Source organism: Streptomyces alanosinicus, assembly GCF_014650595.1.
Taxonomy (GTDB): Bacteria; Actinomycetota; Actinomycetes; order Streptomycetales; family Streptomycetaceae; genus Streptomyces; species Streptomyces alanosinicus.
The window spans coordinates 34,507-49,614 of record NZ_BMVG01000038.1; the positions used below are offsets into that span (position 1 = coordinate 34,507).

Annotated in this window: 13 protein-coding genes; 6 read left to right on the plus strand and 7 right to left on the minus strand. The window is 70.7% G+C overall.

Features of this window, described 5'->3' with window-relative positions:
• Positions 1–4: 4 nt before the first annotated feature.
• The 4 genes from IE277_RS38565 to IE277_RS38580 all read right to left on the minus strand — a co-directional run bounded on the left by IE277_RS38565 (position 5) and on the right by IE277_RS38580 (position 4,773).
• On the minus strand, positions 5–1,153 hold the full coding sequence (locus IE277_RS38565) for a hypothetical protein (RefSeq protein ID WP_189958409.1): 1,149 nt from the start codon (positions 1,151–1,153) through the stop codon (positions 5–7).
• Between the two features lie 62 nt (positions 1,154–1,215).
• On the minus strand, positions 1,216–2,154 hold the full coding sequence (locus tag IE277_RS38570) for an N-acetylneuraminate synthase family protein (RefSeq protein WP_189958410.1): 939 nt from the start codon (positions 2,152–2,154) through the stop codon (positions 1,216–1,218).
• A 13-nt stretch (positions 2,155–2,167) separates the two neighbouring features.
• A complete protein-coding gene (locus IE277_RS38575) occupies positions 2,168–3,433 on the minus strand; it encodes an N-acylneuraminate cytidylyltransferase (protein ID WP_189958411.1) in 1,266 nt (421 codons plus the stop codon).
• A gap of 17 nt (positions 3,434–3,450) precedes the next feature.
• The gene (locus IE277_RS38580) at positions 3,451–4,773 is read right to left on the minus strand and encodes a DUF6716 putative glycosyltransferase (RefSeq protein ID WP_189958412.1); all 1,323 of its coding nucleotides are present in this window, start codon (positions 4,771–4,773) and stop codon (positions 3,451–3,453) included.
• A 198-nt stretch (positions 4,774–4,971) separates the two neighbouring features.
• Between IE277_RS38580 and IE277_RS38585 the strand changes: the two genes are divergently transcribed.
• The 4 genes from IE277_RS38585 (at position 4,972) to IE277_RS38600 (ending at position 9,617) form a co-directional block, all read left to right on the plus strand.
• Positions 4,972–5,949 carry a glycosyltransferase family 2 protein gene (locus IE277_RS38585; RefSeq protein ID WP_189958413.1) on the plus strand — a complete coding sequence of 326 codons (978 nt, stop codon included), beginning with the start codon at positions 4,972–4,974 and terminating at the stop codon, positions 5,947–5,949.
• Positions 5,946–7,280, plus strand: coding sequence for an alpha-2,8-polysialyltransferase family protein (locus IE277_RS38590; protein ID WP_189958414.1), 1,335 nt, complete (start codon positions 5,946–5,948; stop codon positions 7,278–7,280). The genes IE277_RS38585 and IE277_RS38590 overlap by 4 nt, the downstream gene beginning before the upstream one ends.
• 154 nt (positions 7,281–7,434) lie before the next feature.
• Complete coding sequence (locus IE277_RS38595; RefSeq protein WP_189958415.1) at positions 7,435–8,577, plus strand: acyltransferase family protein; 1,143 nt, start codon at positions 7,435–7,437, stop codon at positions 8,575–8,577.
• A gap of 92 nt (positions 8,578–8,669) precedes the next feature.
• Positions 8,670–9,617 (plus strand): class I SAM-dependent methyltransferase, encoded by a 948-nt coding sequence (locus IE277_RS38600; RefSeq protein WP_189958416.1) that lies wholly within the window; start codon positions 8,670–8,672, stop codon positions 9,615–9,617.
• A gap of 42 nt (positions 9,618–9,659) precedes the next feature.
• On the opposite strand, the gene IE277_RS38605 is transcribed toward IE277_RS38600, so the two are convergent.
• The gene (locus tag IE277_RS38605) at positions 9,660–10,310 is read right to left on the minus strand and encodes a TetR/AcrR family transcriptional regulator C-terminal domain-containing protein (protein WP_189958417.1); all 651 of its coding nucleotides are present in this window, start codon (positions 10,308–10,310) and stop codon (positions 9,660–9,662) included.
• A gap of 68 nt (positions 10,311–10,378) precedes the next feature.
• Here IE277_RS38605 and IE277_RS38610 point away from each other — a divergent pair, with 68 nt between their 5' ends.
• Positions 10,379–11,752, plus strand: a complete 1,374-nt coding sequence (locus IE277_RS38610) for an FAD-dependent monooxygenase (protein ID WP_373310973.1) — start codon at positions 10,379–10,381, stop codon at positions 11,750–11,752.
• A gap of 5 nt (positions 11,753–11,757) precedes the next feature.
• Here the strand turns inward: IE277_RS38610 and IE277_RS38615 are convergent, their stop codons facing one another.
• Together IE277_RS38615 and IE277_RS38620 are read right to left on the minus strand one after the other, a co-directional pair.
• Positions 11,758–12,339, minus strand: coding sequence for a Uma2 family endonuclease (locus tag IE277_RS38615; RefSeq protein WP_189958439.1), 582 nt, complete (start codon positions 12,337–12,339; stop codon positions 11,758–11,760).
• A gap of 92 nt (positions 12,340–12,431) precedes the next feature.
• Positions 12,432–14,012 (minus strand): acyl-CoA mutase large subunit family protein, encoded by a 1,581-nt coding sequence (locus tag IE277_RS38620; protein ID WP_189958418.1) that lies wholly within the window; start codon positions 14,010–14,012, stop codon positions 12,432–12,434.
• A 79-nt stretch (positions 14,013–14,091) separates the two neighbouring features.
• Between IE277_RS38620 and IE277_RS38625 the strand changes: the two genes are divergently transcribed.
• Entirely contained in the window at positions 14,092–14,925 is an 834-nt protein-coding gene (locus IE277_RS38625; RefSeq protein WP_189958419.1) for a L,D-transpeptidase family protein, read from the plus strand.
• The last annotated feature ends 183 nt before the right edge of the window (positions 14,926–15,108 follow it).

The following is a 15,108-nucleotide window of genomic DNA, read 5'->3' on the forward strand; positions in this document are numbered from 1 at the left end:
CGCGCTACGCCGGTGTCACCGCCGCCAGTCGGTGGACGTCGCGGGCCGTTCCCGTCACGCCTGACAGGAAGCCCTGGGCGCGGGGGGAGGCGTTCTCGGTCAGCCATGAGGGGTCGATGTCGCAGACGGCGACCCGGACGCCGGTGCCCACGAGGGCCAGTGGCAGGGTGTGGACGACCGTGGAGGGGAAGCTGAGGATCGTACGGCCGATGGGGCCGCGGCGGGCGATCAGTTCCAGGGGGAGGTCCGGGCGGACGATCTCCAGGCCGGTCTCGGCGGCCAGGCGGTGGAGTTTCTCCGTGCTCTCGCGGCGGTGGGCGAAGTAGCGGGTCGTGCCGTGGGCCTTGGAGAGAGCGCGGACCGCGTCCAGGTAGCGGTCGCCGTCCACGACGCCCGTCTCCACCAGGGACGTGCCCACCATGTCCGCGCCCTTGGTGATGCGGGGCGGGCCGAAGCGGGCGCGGGTCCAGGAGAAGTCGTTGACCGTGACCGTCACCCCGTCCGGGGTCTCGGTCACCGGCATGGAGGAGAAGACCTCCACCCGGCGGTGGGCGCTGGGCGTCAGCCGGCGGCGGGCCGAGGAGGAGACCGGGGCGAAGAGGAGGTCACGGGGGCCGGGGCGGCCGCCCTTGCGGTGCCAGCGGACCAGGCGTTCGCCGCGGGCGAGTTGCGCGACGAACTCCATCGTCGCCGTGCCGTCGTCCACCACGATCAGGTCATGGGCGCGGGTGATCGTCAGCAGGAGTTGTACGTAGCGGGAGAAGGGGTCTCCCATCACGATGCGGTCGGCGCGGCGGAGCGCGCCCGCCAGGCCGCCGATCGTCGAGAAGGGCGCCGTCGTGCCGCCCCGCGCCTCCTCCCAGCGCACCCGGTACCCCTCGTCCCGGGCCAGGTCCGCCATGCGGCGCAGTTGGCCCCGGGTCATGGGGTCGGTCGGGGACAGCACGACGACCGTGAGCTCCGCACCGGCCGGTGGCGGTACGTCGGCCACCGTCCGCCGTATCTGCGCGGGCACGGACCCCAGTGGATCCGGATCCGCGCCGCGCAGGCCCTGCAGATGCGCCCACTCCAGCACGTTCAGCAGCTGGACCGGGCTCTCCACGAAGGCGAGCGTGCGGGGTGGGTGGCCGGCGTGACCGGCGCGGGGGCTCATCGGCGTACGACCGTCCCGTCGTAGGGGAACCCGTGAGGGAACCAGTAAAGCGATCAGAACACTCAGACCGTGACCGGCTCGCCCGCGGCCGCGGCGATCTCCGCCTCGGCGACGACGCCGGCGACGCGGCGCAGCTTCTTCATCGGGCCCATCTCGGAGTCGTAGACCTTCTTGACGCCGTCGCCGAGGGAGGCCTCGATGGTGCGGATGTCGCGGACGAGGCGGGTGAGGCCCTGCGGCTCGACGGAGGCGGCCTGGTCGGAGCCCCACATCGCGCGGTCGAGGGTGATGTGGCGCTCGACGAACGTGGCGCCGAGGGCGACGGCGGCCAGCGTGGTCTGCAGGCCGGTCTCGTGGCCGGAGTAGCCGATCGGGACGTTCGGGTACTCCTTCTCCAGCGTGTTGATCACGCGGAGGTTGAGCTCCTCGGCCTTCGCGGGGTAGGTCGAGGTGGCGTGGCACATCAGGATGTTGTCCGAGCCGAGGACCTCGACCGCGTGGCGGATCTGCTTCGGGGTGGACATGCCCGTGGAGAGGATGACCGCGCGGCCGGTGGCGCGCAGGGCCTTCAGCAGCTCGTCGTCCGTCAGCGACGCGGAGGCGACCTTGTGGGCGGGGACGTCGAACTTCTCCAGGAAGGCGACGGCCTCGGTGTCCCACGGGGAGGCGAACCAGTCGATGTTCTTGCTCTTGCAGTACTCGTCGATCTGGCGGTACTCGTCCTCGCCGAACTCCACGCGGTGGCGGTAGTCGATGTAGGTCATCCGGCCCCAGGGGGTGTCGCGCTCGATGTCCCACTGGTCGCGCGGGGTGCAGATCTCCGGGGTGCGCTTCTGGAACTTGACGGCGTCGCAGCCGGCCTCGGCGGCCACGTCGATCAGCTTGAAGGCGTTCTCCAGCTCACCGTTGTGGTTGATGCCGATCTCGCCGCAGATGTAGACGGGGCGGCCCGGGCCGACCTCGCGCGAACCGAAGGAACGGATGCGGGAGTTGCTGCTCATGGGGGAGATTTCCTTACTTGGGGAGGGAATCGAGAGAGGGGCCGAGGATCCAGCTGGCGATCTCTCGGATCGCGCCGTCACCGCCGGGGAGGGTGGTGACCGCGCGTGCGGCGCCGCGTACGACGTCGTGGGCGCTCGCGACCGCCACGGGCCAGCCGACGAGGGCGAAGCACGGCAGGTCGTTGACGTCGTTGCCGACGTAGAGCACGCGCTCCGGCGCGATGCCCTGCTCCTCGCACCACTGCTTCAGCGCGAGGTCCTTGCGGTCGATGCCGTGCAGCACCGGGAGCTTGAGCTTCCGGGCGCGGGCGGCGACCACAGGGTTCTGTTCCGTGGACAGGATCAGCATCTTCAGGCCGCTCTTGCGCAGGGCCGCGATGCCGAGTCCGTCTCCGCGGTGCACGGAGACGACCTCCCGTCCTTCGGAGTCGATCAGCACCCGGTCGTCGGTCTGGGTGCCGTCGAAGTCCAGTACGACCGCGTCGATGTCGTCGGCGGCCGGCAGCGAACCGATGGGGGTCCCCCCGCTCGAGCGAAGCCGAGAGTGGGGGAGGTCCGCGTCGAACAGGGGGGCCAGCGCGCGGGCGCGGGCCAGGTCGTGCGGGTCGTCGATCTCCAGCACGCGCGCGGGGTCGGTGTGCACCACTTCGGTACGGCCGAAGAAGCGGTGCCGGTGCTCGCGGAAGCCGGCCGCGGCCATCGCGTAGGCGGCGCCGGTCTCCAGGAAGTCCTGGGGGCGGTCCTGGCGCCGGGGCCGGAAGGACTTGTCGTGGTTGACGCCCACGCCGCCCTCGGCCTCCTGGTCGGCCTCCCGCCAGACGAAGCCGTGGAAGGGGGCCACGGTGACGGCCGTGTCCGCGCCGTTCTCGACGATCGCGCCGGCCACCCCGTCGATGTCCTCGCGGACGATGAACGGGCTGGTGCACTGCACGAGCAGGACCACGTCGACCGGCGCGCCGTGCAGCGCCTCGTGGGCGTCCATGGCGTGCAGGACCGCGGCCTCGGAGGTCGCCGTGTCCCCGGCGATGGCGGCCGGGCGCAGCACGACCTCGGCGCCGGCCTCGCGGGCGGCGGCGGCGATGGCCTGGTCGTCGGTGGAGACGACGACATCGGTCACCAGCCGGCTCGCCCGGCACTCGCGCACCGCGCGGGCCACGAGCGGGATGCCGCCGACGGGCGCCAGGTTCTTCGCGGGCACGCCCTTGGAGCCGCCGCGGGCGGGGATCACCGCGAGCACCCGGCGCACCGCTGCGCCCTGGCCCGCTTCCGGGTTGGACATGGAGTCTCCTTGGAAGGTCACAGCTCCCCCATCCGCCGGATCACCGGGGCGACCCGCTGCACGCCGTGGCGGTAGGCGCCACGCGCGGCGCGGCGCACGATCTGGCGGACCGGGCCGGGCTCCTTGTCGGCGGCGGGCGCGCCGGGCAGCGGGACGCCGTCGGGGCCGAGGTGGTGCCGGGCGAGGATGCCGGGCAGATAGCCGGGCGCGGTCTCGGGGGTGTAGTAGGGGGTGAGGGGCGGCAGGCCGCCGGGGCGGTCCAGCAGCTTGGAGATACGTTCGCGCGCCGTGTCGAACGCGGTGGTGTAGGTGCCGTCGGCCGCGACGCCCTGCCGGGACACCCACTCCTCGTCCGCCGTCGGCCGGTGCCCGGCGTCGAGCTGGTCCCAGGAGGCGAGACAGCCGGAGCCGGTGAAGTGGTGGTTGCCGAGCACCTCGCGCACGCCCAGATCGGTGAGGACGACCGTGGGGATACGGCGGTGCAGGGCCTCCAGGGCGGCCGTGGAGCTGACCGTGACCAGCAGGTCGGTGCGGTCCAGCACCTCGCCCATATGGCCGTACACCAGGCGGAAGTTGGCGGGCAGCTCCTTGCCCTGCACCAGCTTCTGGTACGGCAACTCCTCGATGTGGGTGGTGTGTTCGCCCGGCTTGGAGCGCAGCTTCAGCAGCACCTCGCGCTCGGGGTGCTTCCGGGCGTGCCCGATGAGCCGGTTCAGCAGGTACGTACGGTCCTTGCGGCTGTCCGGGACGGACGGCTGGGCCGCGAACACCACGGTGTACGGCTCGTGTTCACCGGTGTACGGCGCCCCGCCGAGGAAGGGCAGCGCGACCTCGGTGACCGCGGAGGCGTCGGCGCCCACGCCCTCGTACACGGCGCGGAACCGGTCCGCGTCGTGCCGGGAGTTGGCGAGGACGAGGTCGGCGCCGTGCCGCAGCAGCAGCCCGTCGGTGAGCTTCTCGTAGACGACACCGACGTATCCGGTGACGACGACGGGACGCTTGCCGGCGCCTGCCCAGGTGGCGCGCAGGCCGTGCAGCATGGCCTGGACGCCGCCGCCGACGAGCGCGAGGATGAGCACGTCGTACTGGTCTTCGGCGGCCGCGCCCATGGCACGCAGGAACTCGACGCCGGTGACCTCACGCAGGGAGTCGGCGCGGACGCCGACCTCCTTCAGCTGGCGGGCTGTCGGGGTGGCGCGTCCTCGCAGGAGGTAGCCGTCGAGCCGGATCTCGGCATCCGCGGGAGCGAGGCGCTGCGCGGTGAGCGCACCCCACTTCCACCGGGTGTCGGAATCGGCGAGGACGGCGACCCGCAGGGACTTCGTAGCACTTGCTGGCACGCCGAAGACGCTAGAAAGCCATTCCGAGGTTCCGCCCAACCCGAATACAACAAACGGTTAACAGCGCACCGCTGAATGGCGAATCGGGCCGCCGGAACACGGGAAAAGAGCCTGGTTCACAGCTTCGCCACGTGCCGTTCACCCAGTATCAAGCACGCGGTCAAGACGAATGACGGGCTTCCCCCTAACGTCCCTGACGTGGTCAAGCTCTCCGTCATCGTGCCGTTCTACAACGTGCAGCAATACGCATCCGACACGCTCAGGAGCCTGCAGGCGAACGCGCGTGAGGACTTCGAATTCATTCTCGTCGACGACTGTTCCCGCGACGGGACACCAGAGATCCTCGCGCGCGCGGAGCGCGAGCTGCCGGGGGCTGTCTTCGTCCGGCACGAGCAGAACGGAGGGCTGGCGACCGCGCGCAACACCGGTATCGACCGGGCGCGCGGCGAGTACCTGACCTTCCTGGACGGCGACGACTGGCTCGCCCCCGGCTACTTCGCGCAGCTCGTCTCGGCCATAGAGGAACTGGGCTGCGACTTCATCCGCACCGACCATGTGCAGTGCACGGCGCGCTCACGTCAGGTGCACCGGGCGCCGGTCGGGCGGCGCGGTGTGGTGATGAACCCGCGCGAGGCGATCCTGCCCGCCGACCGTTCGACGTCCGTGGACTACGCGTTCGCGTGGGCGGGCATCTACCACCGACGGCTGGTCGACAAGGGTCTGCTGCACTTCACCGACGGGCTGCGCACGGCCGAGGACCGGCCGTGGATCTGGAAGTTGCACCGGGAGGCGGATTCGTTCGCCGCGGTGAGCATGCTCGGCGTTTTCTACCGGCGCGGGGTCGCGTCTTCGCTCACCCAGATCGGCGATGTCCGACAACTCGATTTCATTCGTGCGTTCGATCAGGTGATCGCGGAAACCGCCCAGGACCGGGACGCGGACCAACTGCTGCCGAAGGCCGTCCGTACCTATTGCGCCATCATTTCCCATCATCTGGGATCCATCGAAAGGTTCGAGCCCGCGGTGGCGAAGAAACTGAAATCCATGAGTGCCGCGGCGCTGCGGCGCATGCCGCAGGACGTGCTGGACGAGGCGCTGGACTCCATGGACATCCAGCGCGCCGGCAAGCTGCGCCGGCTGCGCCGCCGTCCCGCCACCGCGGGGGCCGCCGCGTGACCGTCCAGATCTTCCAGGCGTCGACCCTGTACGGCACGGCCACGCTGGCCGCCGCCCTGGACTCCGGCTGCTTCCGCCCGGCCGACCGGCGGATCCTGCTGGTGTGCAACAACGCGGCCGCGCCCGAGACCACGCCCGCGCTCGACGAGGGACCCGGCTTCGACAAGCTGCGCGACCGCTTCGACGAGGTGATCTCGTACAACGAGACGATCTTCCCGTTCCACCCGGGCGGCTGGGCGCCCCGCGTGGACGACATGCCGCTGTGGGAACGCTTCCTGCGGCACGAGTGGCAACTGGGCGACGAAGACGTCGAGTTGGCCGTCGAGTCGATCCAGGTCAACCCGTCCCTGGCGCTCGCGCAGATCTTCACCGGCGCCCCGGTGACGGTCTACGCGGACGGCCTGATGAGCTACGGCCCCACCCGCAACAAGATCGACCCGCTGGTCGGCACCCGGGTGGACCGGGTGCTGCACCTGGACCTGGTGCCGGGCCTTACACCGCTGCTGCTCACCGAGTTCGACGTGCCGGGCGAGGTCGTGCCGACGGCCGCGTTCACCAAGGTGCTCGCCGCTCTCGCGCCCGCCGGCGCCGGTCTGCCGGAGATCGAGGAGCCGGCGCTGCTGCTCGGCCAGTACCTGTCGGCGCTGGAGATCCTTACCGCCGAGCAGGAGGAGAACCTCCATGTGCGGATGCTGAGGGGCGCGGCCGCGCTCGGGCACACCAGGGTGGTGTTCAAGCCGCACCCGTCCGCCCCGGCGAGCTTCACCCGCTCCCTGGAGCAGGAGGCGGAGAAGCTGAAGGTCGAGCTGACCGTGGTCGACACCCCGGTCCTCGCCGAGGTGCTGTACCAGCGGATGCGTCCCGCGCTGGTCGTCGGCTGCTTCTCCACCGCCCTGCTCACGGCGCAGGCGCTCTACGGCCTGCCCGTCGCCCGGATCGGCACCGAGGTGCTGCTGGAGCAGCTGGCGCCGTACGAGAACAGCAACCGGATCCCGGTGACCATCGTCGACGCGCTGCTGCCCGACCTCGGCGACCGTGCCGCGGTCACCGAGCAGCGCGCCGGCACGGACGTCGAGGCGCTCGGCGCGCTGATCCGCGCGGTGGGCTTCGCGATGCAGCCGAAGATCTACCCGCGGCTGCGCGCGCACGCCGAGTCCTGGCTCGCCAAGAACCTGAACGCGGGCACGGTGCGCTACTTCAAGCGCCGCCGCCTGTCCTCGCTGGCCCTGCCCGGCGGTGTGCCGGCCCAACTGGCGTTCATCCCGCGCAACGCGACGGTCCGCCGGGTGGCACGCACGGCACGCAGTCTGCGCAACTCCGTACGGCGCTGAGGCGAACGCCGTACGACACCGAGGCGGGCGGGCCCAGCAGGGGGTCCGCCCGGCCTCGTTCACCTGGATGTCATCTCAACTATTGACTTATTTCAGATAATTTCACACTAACCACCGAGACGATGAGCGGATGTTCGGGTAAATGTCGAACATCATGGCTGCCTCGTCCCCCACTCTCGCCCCCGTTCCCACGGCCCCGGCGCCCGGAACGGCTCCCGTATCCAGGCCGCAGAGCCGATTGCTCGCCCTGGACGGCCTGCGGCTCGTCGCCGCGCTGATGGTCTGCCTCTACCACTATGTCGGTCGTGGCGGCACGGTCTCCGCGTCCTGGCACGCGAGTCCCGCACACCTCTTCCCCACCCTGTCCCGGGCGGCGGTCTACGGCAATTTCGGTGTGCAGTTCTTCTTCGTCATCAGCGGTTTCGTGATCTGCATGAGCAGTTGGGGCCGCACCCTCGGTGACTTCTTCCGCTCCCGGGTCGCGCGCCTCTACCCCGCCTACTGGGTGGCCCTGCTCCTGATCACGGGGGCGTCCCTCGCACTGCCCGTCGTGGTCCACGCGGTCCGGCTGGACGAGTTCCTCGTCAATCTGACGATGCTCCAGCAACCGATGGGCGCGACCCGCGTCCTGGGCGTGTGCTGGACGCTCTGGGTCGAGGTCCGTTTCTACGCGCTGTTCGCGCTCGTCGTCGTCCTGCGCGGGGTGACCTACCGCCGGGTGGTGCTGTTCGCCTGCGTCTGGACGCTGGCGACCGTCCTGTGCCACTCGACCACCAACACCCTGCTGAACCAGGTGATCATGCCCGAGTACGCGCCCTTCTTCATCGGCGGTCTGGCGCTGTACCTGATCCACCGCTTCGGCAGCGATCTGCTCGCGTGGGGCATCGTCGTGATGTCCTGGCTGCTCGCCCAGCGCGAGGCCACCCTCGGCCTGTGGGGCCCGCACCCGCACCGCGATCCGTACGTCGTCATCCTGATCGTCACCCTCGCCTTCGCGGCCGTCGCCGTCGTGGCGCTGGGCTGGATGCGCTGGGCCTCCTGGCGCTGGCTGGTCACGGCCGGCGCGCTGACCTACCCCTTCTACCTGATCCACGAGCATCTGGGCTGGTTCGCCATCCGGGTGCTGCACCGGGGACTCGGCCTGCCCGCGTGGGCGACCCTGGCCGCGACCGTGCTCGGGATGCTGGCGCTCGCATGGCTGATCCACCGGTACGTGGAGAAGCCGTTCGGCCCGCGTCTGAAGAAGGCCCTGAAAGAACGGAAGTTGGACAGTCGTTCACCTGGAATTGGGTTTTGAACAGGGGCCTCGGGCAGGCACGGTAGAGCCCTCGCCGCACAGGCGCCCCGCAGGGTTCCCACAGACGCCGTACGAAGGAGTCCCCACTCCGCATGGCCACCATCCAGGAAACGACGCGACCTCCCCGCCACCTCGATGACGTCCCCGGGTGGTTCCCGGTGCTCGACCAGTTGCTCTTCGACTGGTTCCTCAGCCGGCAGGAAGCCGCCGGGATGCGAGGTGATCTGCTGGAAGTCGGCGTGTACATGGGAAAGAGCGCGATCTTCATCGGGCAGCATCAGCGGCCCGCGGAGAAGTACACCGTGTGCGACCTGTTCGAGGGCGAGGCGCCCGACGACGCCAACCGGGCCGAGTCGACGAAGTCGTACAGCGCGCTCACCCGGGACGTCTTCGAGCAGAACTACCGCTCCTTCCACGACGAACTCCCCCGGGTGCTGCAGGGACCCAGCTCCGTGGTGCCCTCCGAGGTGGCGGCGGACTCCTGCCGGTTCGTGCACATCGACGCCTCGCACCTGTACGAGCATGTGCACGGCGACATAGGAGCCGCCCACGACCTGCTGCTCCAGGACGGCATCGTCGTCCTGGACGACTTCCGCTCCGAGCACACCCCCGGTGTCTCCATCGCCGCCTGGGAGGCCGTGCTCAACCGCGGACTGCGCCCCATCTGTCTGAGCACCCAGAAGCTCTACGGCACCTGGGGCGACCCGGAGCCGGTCCAGGAGGAGCTGCTGGCGATGGCAGGGGAGCGTTCCGACTGCCATCTGAGCGTCCAGGAGGCCGCGGGCCACCGGATCATCCGGCTGAAGTCGAAGGGCATGCGGGCGCCGGAGTTCCCGCCGTCCAAGCACGCGGAGGCCGCCGAGGAGCCGGTGCCGGCCCCGCAGGAGGCGCCGGCGCCCGCCCCGGCCGCCGCTCCCGCGCCGGCACCGTCCCGGCCCGCACCGAGGCGCAACCCGAGCCGGGCCCGCCGGGTCGCCGTCGACCTGCTGCCCCCGGTACTCACCCGGGCGATCCGCAGCGCCCGCGCGGCCAGGCGTTAGGGCCGGCCGCAGAGCCTGCCCGGCCGGGCGGGGGCGGGGGCGTCACGCAAGCCCGTACCGCGCCCCGATGCCCGCGACGACGATCGCCAGTCCCTCCTCGAACTGCTCGTCGTAGCCGTCGAAGAGCAGCCCGCCGGCCTCGGCGGCCAGCGGGTACTCGGCCAGTCGCCGGGCGCGTTCCGTGATGTCGTACCCCTCCCGGCGCTCGCCCGGGAGGGGCCGCACGCCCTGTTCCTCGATGACGAAGCCGACGGTGTACGTATGCGCCGTACGGCCCGCGTGGACCGCCTGGGCGACGGTGAGCCCGGCCCCGGTCAGCAGCCGCAGGTTCGCCTCCATCGCGGGGGCGAATTCCGTACCCGTGAAGCGTGAACCGCTGAAGACCTTCGCCCCGTCGCGGTAGCCGAGCAGGGCGGCGCGCAGTCCACGGCTCGACGTCAGCAGCCTCTCCCGCCAGGTGTCGGCGGGATCGAGCGCGCTGCCGGCGACCGTCCGCCGGTACATCTCCGTCGCCATCTCGTCCAGCAGCGCCTGCTTGTCCTTGAAGTGCCAGTACAACGCGGGTGCCTTGACGTCCAGCTCCTTCGCGATGGCGCGCAGGGTGAGGCCCTCCAGGCCGCTCTCGTTCAGCAGCCGCAGGGCGGTGTCGGCGACGCGACGGCGATCCAGGGGGGCGCGTTTCTCGGGGCTCACACTTGACAGCCTAACGGCGTTAAGGGCACGCTCATGCCCGAAGGCACTTAACATCGTTAAGGAGAATTATGATGGATGTCCTGATCGTGGGCGCGGGTCCCACCGGTCTCACCCTCGGCATCGACCTCGCCCGCCGGGGCGTGGACGCGCTGGTCGTGGAGCGGGCGGACGCGCTCTTCCCCGGCTCGCGCGGCAAGGGGCTCCAGCCCCGCACCCAGGAGGTCTTCGACGACCTCGGCGTCCTGGACGCGGTCCGGGCGGCGAGCGGCCCCTATCCGGACCGGATGCTGTGGAAGGACGGCGAGCGGCTCGACCGGCAGTCGATGTTCGACAAGGTCGAGGCCGACGAGGGCGCGCCGTACACCGAACCCCGGATGATCGCGCAGTGGCGCACCCAGGAGATCCTGTACGAGCGGCTCGTGGAACTGGGCGGGCAGGTCGCCTTCGGGCGCGAGGTGACGGGGCTGGAGCAGGACGCGGACGGCGTGAGCGTGCGCTTCGCCGACGGTACGACCGCCCGCGCGGCCTACGTCGTCGCGGCCGACGGCGGACGCTCGGCGATCCGGCGCGCGGTCGGCGTGAGCATGGCCGGGGAGAGGGTCGACCCGGCGCCGTTCCTGGTGGCGGACGTCCGTCTGAAGGGCCTGGACCGCGACTACTGGCACACCTTTTTCAAGGAGGACGGCACCGGGGTCGCACTGTGCCCGCTGGCCGGTACGGACGACTTCCAGCTCCAGGCGCGCCTGCCGGAGGGCACGGAAGGGGACCTGTCCCTGGACGGCATCCGCGCGCTGGCGGCCGCGTACACACACCTGGCCGCCGAGGACATCACGGAACTGCTCTGGGCCTCCGACTTCCACCCGCGCACCGGCCTCGCGGACCGCTTCCGGGCCGGCCGGGTCCTCCTCGCCGGCGACGCGGCCCATGTCCACTCCCCGGCCGGCGGCCAGGGCATGAACACCAGCGTCCAGGACGCCTACAACCTGGGCTGGAAGCTGGGCGCGGTACTGCGGGCCGGGGCACCGGACGCCCTGCTCGACACCTACGAGGAGGAGCGCAGGGCGGTCGCCGCGGCCATGCTCGACCTCTCGACGGGCGTGCACCGCGGCGAGGTGCGCCGCGGCGAGGCGACGGTGCAGCTGGGGCTGGGCTACCGGGAGTCGTCCCTGAGCGTGGAGACACGGACCGATCCGGCCGGCGTCCGGGCGGGCGACCGCGCCCCGGACGCCACGGTGTCCGGCGTCCGCCTCTTCGACGCCTTCCGGGGCCCGCACTGGACCCTGCTAGGCGCGCGGACCACCGCCCCCGGCATCCGCGCACTCCCGGCGGCCCCGCAGTCGTACGGCCCGGGTGTCTTCCTGATCCGCCCGGACGGGTATGTGGGCTGGGCGGGCGAGACGGCGGAGGGGCTAGGGATGTATCTCGGGCGCTTCTCGGGGTGAGACGGTCAGTCGTCGCCGTCGAGAAGGGCGTCCACCGAGAGATCGAGGGTGACGCCGACGGATTCCGGGAGGGGGACGGTCTGGCCGCGCTCGAAGCGGACGGGGGCGGGGTACTCGCCGTCGGCCGGGTCGGTGTACAGCAGGACCTCGTCGTGCTTGCGGTCCACGATGAGGTAGACGGGGAGGCCGGCCTGGGCATAGCACTCGACCTTGGGACCGAGGTCGTCGGACCAGTTCGACGAGGTCACCTCGACGACCAGTCGGAAAACGTTCGGCGCGTAGCAGTTCTTCTGGACATGAGCATCACGGAAGTCCTCGTCCACGACCGAGAAGTCCGGAACCGCGAAGTCGTCCGGCAGGTCCGGCAGCCACAGGCCGATGCCCTGCACATATCTGAGCCCTACCTTCCGCGCTCCCGCTCCACCGAATGCTTCGACCAGCCACGTCAACGACAGTGCATGCGAACCGTCCGGCGGCGGTGTCACGATGAGCCTCCCCTGGAGAATCTCCACGCGGCGGCCAGGCAGTGCACGGGCAAGAAGGTCGGCGGCTTCGCCGACGGTCATCTCTTGCTGCAGTACGGCCATGGCGTCCTCCTTTTCGGGGCTCACGCTCCACGAGCGTAACCGGGAACGGAGGGATTCCGCCCATGATCACCCATACGAAGTAACCGCCCAGCTCAGAACACCTCCGACGGCTCGTAAGCCCCCCAAACCCCCCGCAGCGCGTTGCACACCTCCCCCACCGTCGCCCGCCCCCGCAACGCCTCCTTCATCGGATACAGCACGTTGCCCTCCCCCTCGGCCGCCTTCTTCAGCGCGTCCAGCGCGGCATCCACCGCCCCCTGGTCCCGCTCGGCCCGCAGCTTCGCCAGGCGTTCTCGCTGGCGGGTCTCGATGGCCGGGTCGACGCGGAGGGGCTCGTACGGCTCCTCCGCGTCCAGGGCGAAGCGGTTGACGCCCACGACCACCCGTTCGCCGGAATCGGTCTCCTGGGCGATCCGGTACGCGTTGCGCTCGATCTCGGCCTTCTGGAAGCCCTGCTCGATCGCCGCCACCGCCCCGCCCAGGTCCCCGATCCGGCGCAGCAGAGCGACGGCCGCCTCCTCGACGTCGTCCGTCATCCGCTCCACCGCGTAGGAGCCGGCGAACGGATCCACCGTCGCCGGCACATCCGTCTCGTACGCCAGCACCTGCTGGGTGCGCAGGGCCAGCCGCGCGCTCTTGTCCGTGGGCAGGGCGATGGCCTCGTCGAAGGAGTTGGTGTGCAGCGACTGGGTGCCGCCCAGCACCGCGGCCAGCGCCTGGACGGCGACCCGGACCAGGTTCACCTCCGGCTGCTGGGCCGTCAGCTGGACGCCGGCCGTCTGGGTGTGGAAACGCAGCATCAGGGACCTGGGGTCGCGCGCCCCGAACTCCTCCCGCATCACCCGCGCCCAGATCCGGCGCGCCGCCCGGAACTTGGCGACCTCCTCCAGCAGCGTCGTACGGGCCACGAAGAAGAAGGACAGCCGGGGGGCGAAGTCGTCGACGTCCATGCCCGCCGCCACCGCCGTACGGACGTACTCGACACCGTCCGCCAGGGTGAACGCGATCTCCTGAACGGGTGATGCGCCCGCCTCGGCCATGTGGTAGCCGGAGATGGAGATCGTGTTCCACTTCGGGATCTCGGCGGTGCAGTACCTGAAGATGTCCGCGGTGAGCCGCAGGGACGGCTTCGGCGGGAAGATGTACGTGCCACGCGCGATGTACTCCTTGAGCACATCGTTCTGGATCGTGCCGGTCAGCCGGTCGGCGCGCACGCCCTGCTCCTCGGCCACCAGTTGGTAGAGCAGGAGCAGCAGGGCCGCCGGCGCGTTGATCGTCATCGACGTCGAGACCTCGTCGAGCGGGATGCCGTCGAACAGCACCCGCATGTCCTCGATCGAGTCGATCGCCACGCCCACCTTGCCGACCTCGCCGTGGGCGAGCGGCGCGTCGGAGTCGTGGCCCATCTGGGTGGGCAGGTCGAAGGCGACCGACAGGCCCGTGGTGCCATGGGCGATCAGCTGCCGGTAGCGGGCGTTGGACTCGGCGGCCGTACCGAATCCGGCGTACTGGCGCATGGTCCAGGGCCGGCCGGTGTACATGCTGGGGTACACACCGCGGGTGAAGGGGTACGCGCCCGGTTCGCCCAGTTTCCGGGCCGGGTCCCAGCCGTCCAGCGCCTGTGGTCCGTAGACCGGCTCGATCGGCAGCCCCGATTCCGACTCACGCGCCATGGATGCCTCCGCAGTACGTCCTGTCACCCTCACCATGCCCCGTCGTTCGATGACGGTCACGCTGGGAAACATCCCCGGCATGAGGATCTCGGGAAGACCCGCCGCCGTACTCGCCTCGGTCGCCGCCCTCGCCGCCCTCTGCGGCTGCACCGCGCAGCCCCTGGACGCCAATGGCAAGGCCAGGGCGCCCCTGAATGTCCGCACCCCGGCAGGCCTGGGCGCGGATCCCACCCGTCCGGCCCAGCCGACGCCGGCCCAGCCGACACCGGCCCTGCCCCTTGCCCGTGTGCTGTGGTCGCGCGGCGACAGCGGGTCCGGGGTACGGGAGCTGCAGGCGCGGCTGCGCCAGCTGGACTGGCTGTCCGAAGGACCTTCGGGGTCGTACGGCCCGCTGACCGAACGGGCCGTCCGCGGCTTCCAGGGCAAGCGCGGGCTGCCGCAGACCGGGCGGACGGACATCGTCACCTGGCAGCGGCTGGTGCGGATGACCCACCCGCCCGGCCAGTGGGAGCTGTATCTGATGGGCGGCCAGCCGGCCGGCGCGCCCGACCCGCGCTGTCTGACCGGCCGTGTCCTGTGCATCGACAAGACGACGCGGACGCTGCGCTGGATGGTCGGCGGGCGGACGGTGGAGACGACGGCGGTGCGGTTCGGGACGCAGTACTCGCCGACCCGTGAGGGTGTCTTCCACATCGAGTGGAAGGCCCGGAACTGGGTGTCGACGCTCTACCACTCGCCGATGCCGTACGCGATGTTCTTCAGCCGCGGCCAGGCCGTGCACTACTCGTACGACTTCGCGGCGCGCGGGTACGCGGGCGGCTCGCACGGGTGTGTGAACGTCCGGGACGAGGCCGCGATCCAGCAGCTGTTCGCGCAGGTGCGGGTGGGCGACAAGGTCGTCGTCCACTGGTGAGAGAGGGTTGCGGGGCGCGGGCGGGACCGGGGGAACGTGTCCCGCCCGCGCCAGGTGCACGAGCCATGGGTACGGGGGGAACCCCGGCTCAGTGCGATGGCCGATGACCAGTCGGCTCACTCATTACTGCGCCCCGGGCTTCAAAAACGTCACACCCTGCGCGGAGAAATTTTCAACGACCAC

Bases quoted from the DNA above. Each gene is read 5' to 3' on its own strand.
- IE277_RS38600 (WP_189958416.1), top strand. From the start codon at position 8,670: ATGGCCACCATCCAGGAAACGACGCGACCTCCCCGCCACCTCGATGAC.
- IE277_RS38570 (WP_189958410.1), bottom strand. From the start codon at position 2,154: ATGAGCAGCAACTCCCGCATCCGTTCCTTCGGTTCGCGCGAGGTCGGC.
- IE277_RS38575 (WP_189958411.1), bottom strand. From the start codon at position 3,433: ATGTCCAACCCGGAAGCGGGCCAGGGCGCAGCGGTGCGCCGGGTGCTC.
- IE277_RS38615 (WP_189958439.1), bottom strand. From the start codon at position 12,339: ATGGCCGTACTGCAGCAAGAGATGACCGTCGGCGAAGCCGCCGACCTT.
- IE277_RS38595 (WP_189958415.1), top strand. From the start codon at position 7,435: ATGGCTGCCTCGTCCCCCACTCTCGCCCCCGTTCCCACGGCCCCGGCG.
- IE277_RS38610 (WP_373310973.1), top strand. From the start codon at position 10,379: ATGATGGATGTCCTGATCGTGGGCGCGGGTCCCACCGGTCTCACCCTC.
- IE277_RS38620 (WP_189958418.1), bottom strand. From the start codon at position 14,012: ATGGCGCGTGAGTCGGAATCGGGGCTGCCGATCGAGCCGGTCTACGGA.
- IE277_RS38625 (WP_189958419.1), top strand. From the start codon at position 14,092: ATGAGGATCTCGGGAAGACCCGCCGCCGTACTCGCCTCGGTCGCCGCC.
- IE277_RS38565 (WP_189958409.1), bottom strand. From the start codon at position 1,153: ATGAGCCCCCGCGCCGGTCACGCCGGCCACCCACCCCGCACGCTCGCC.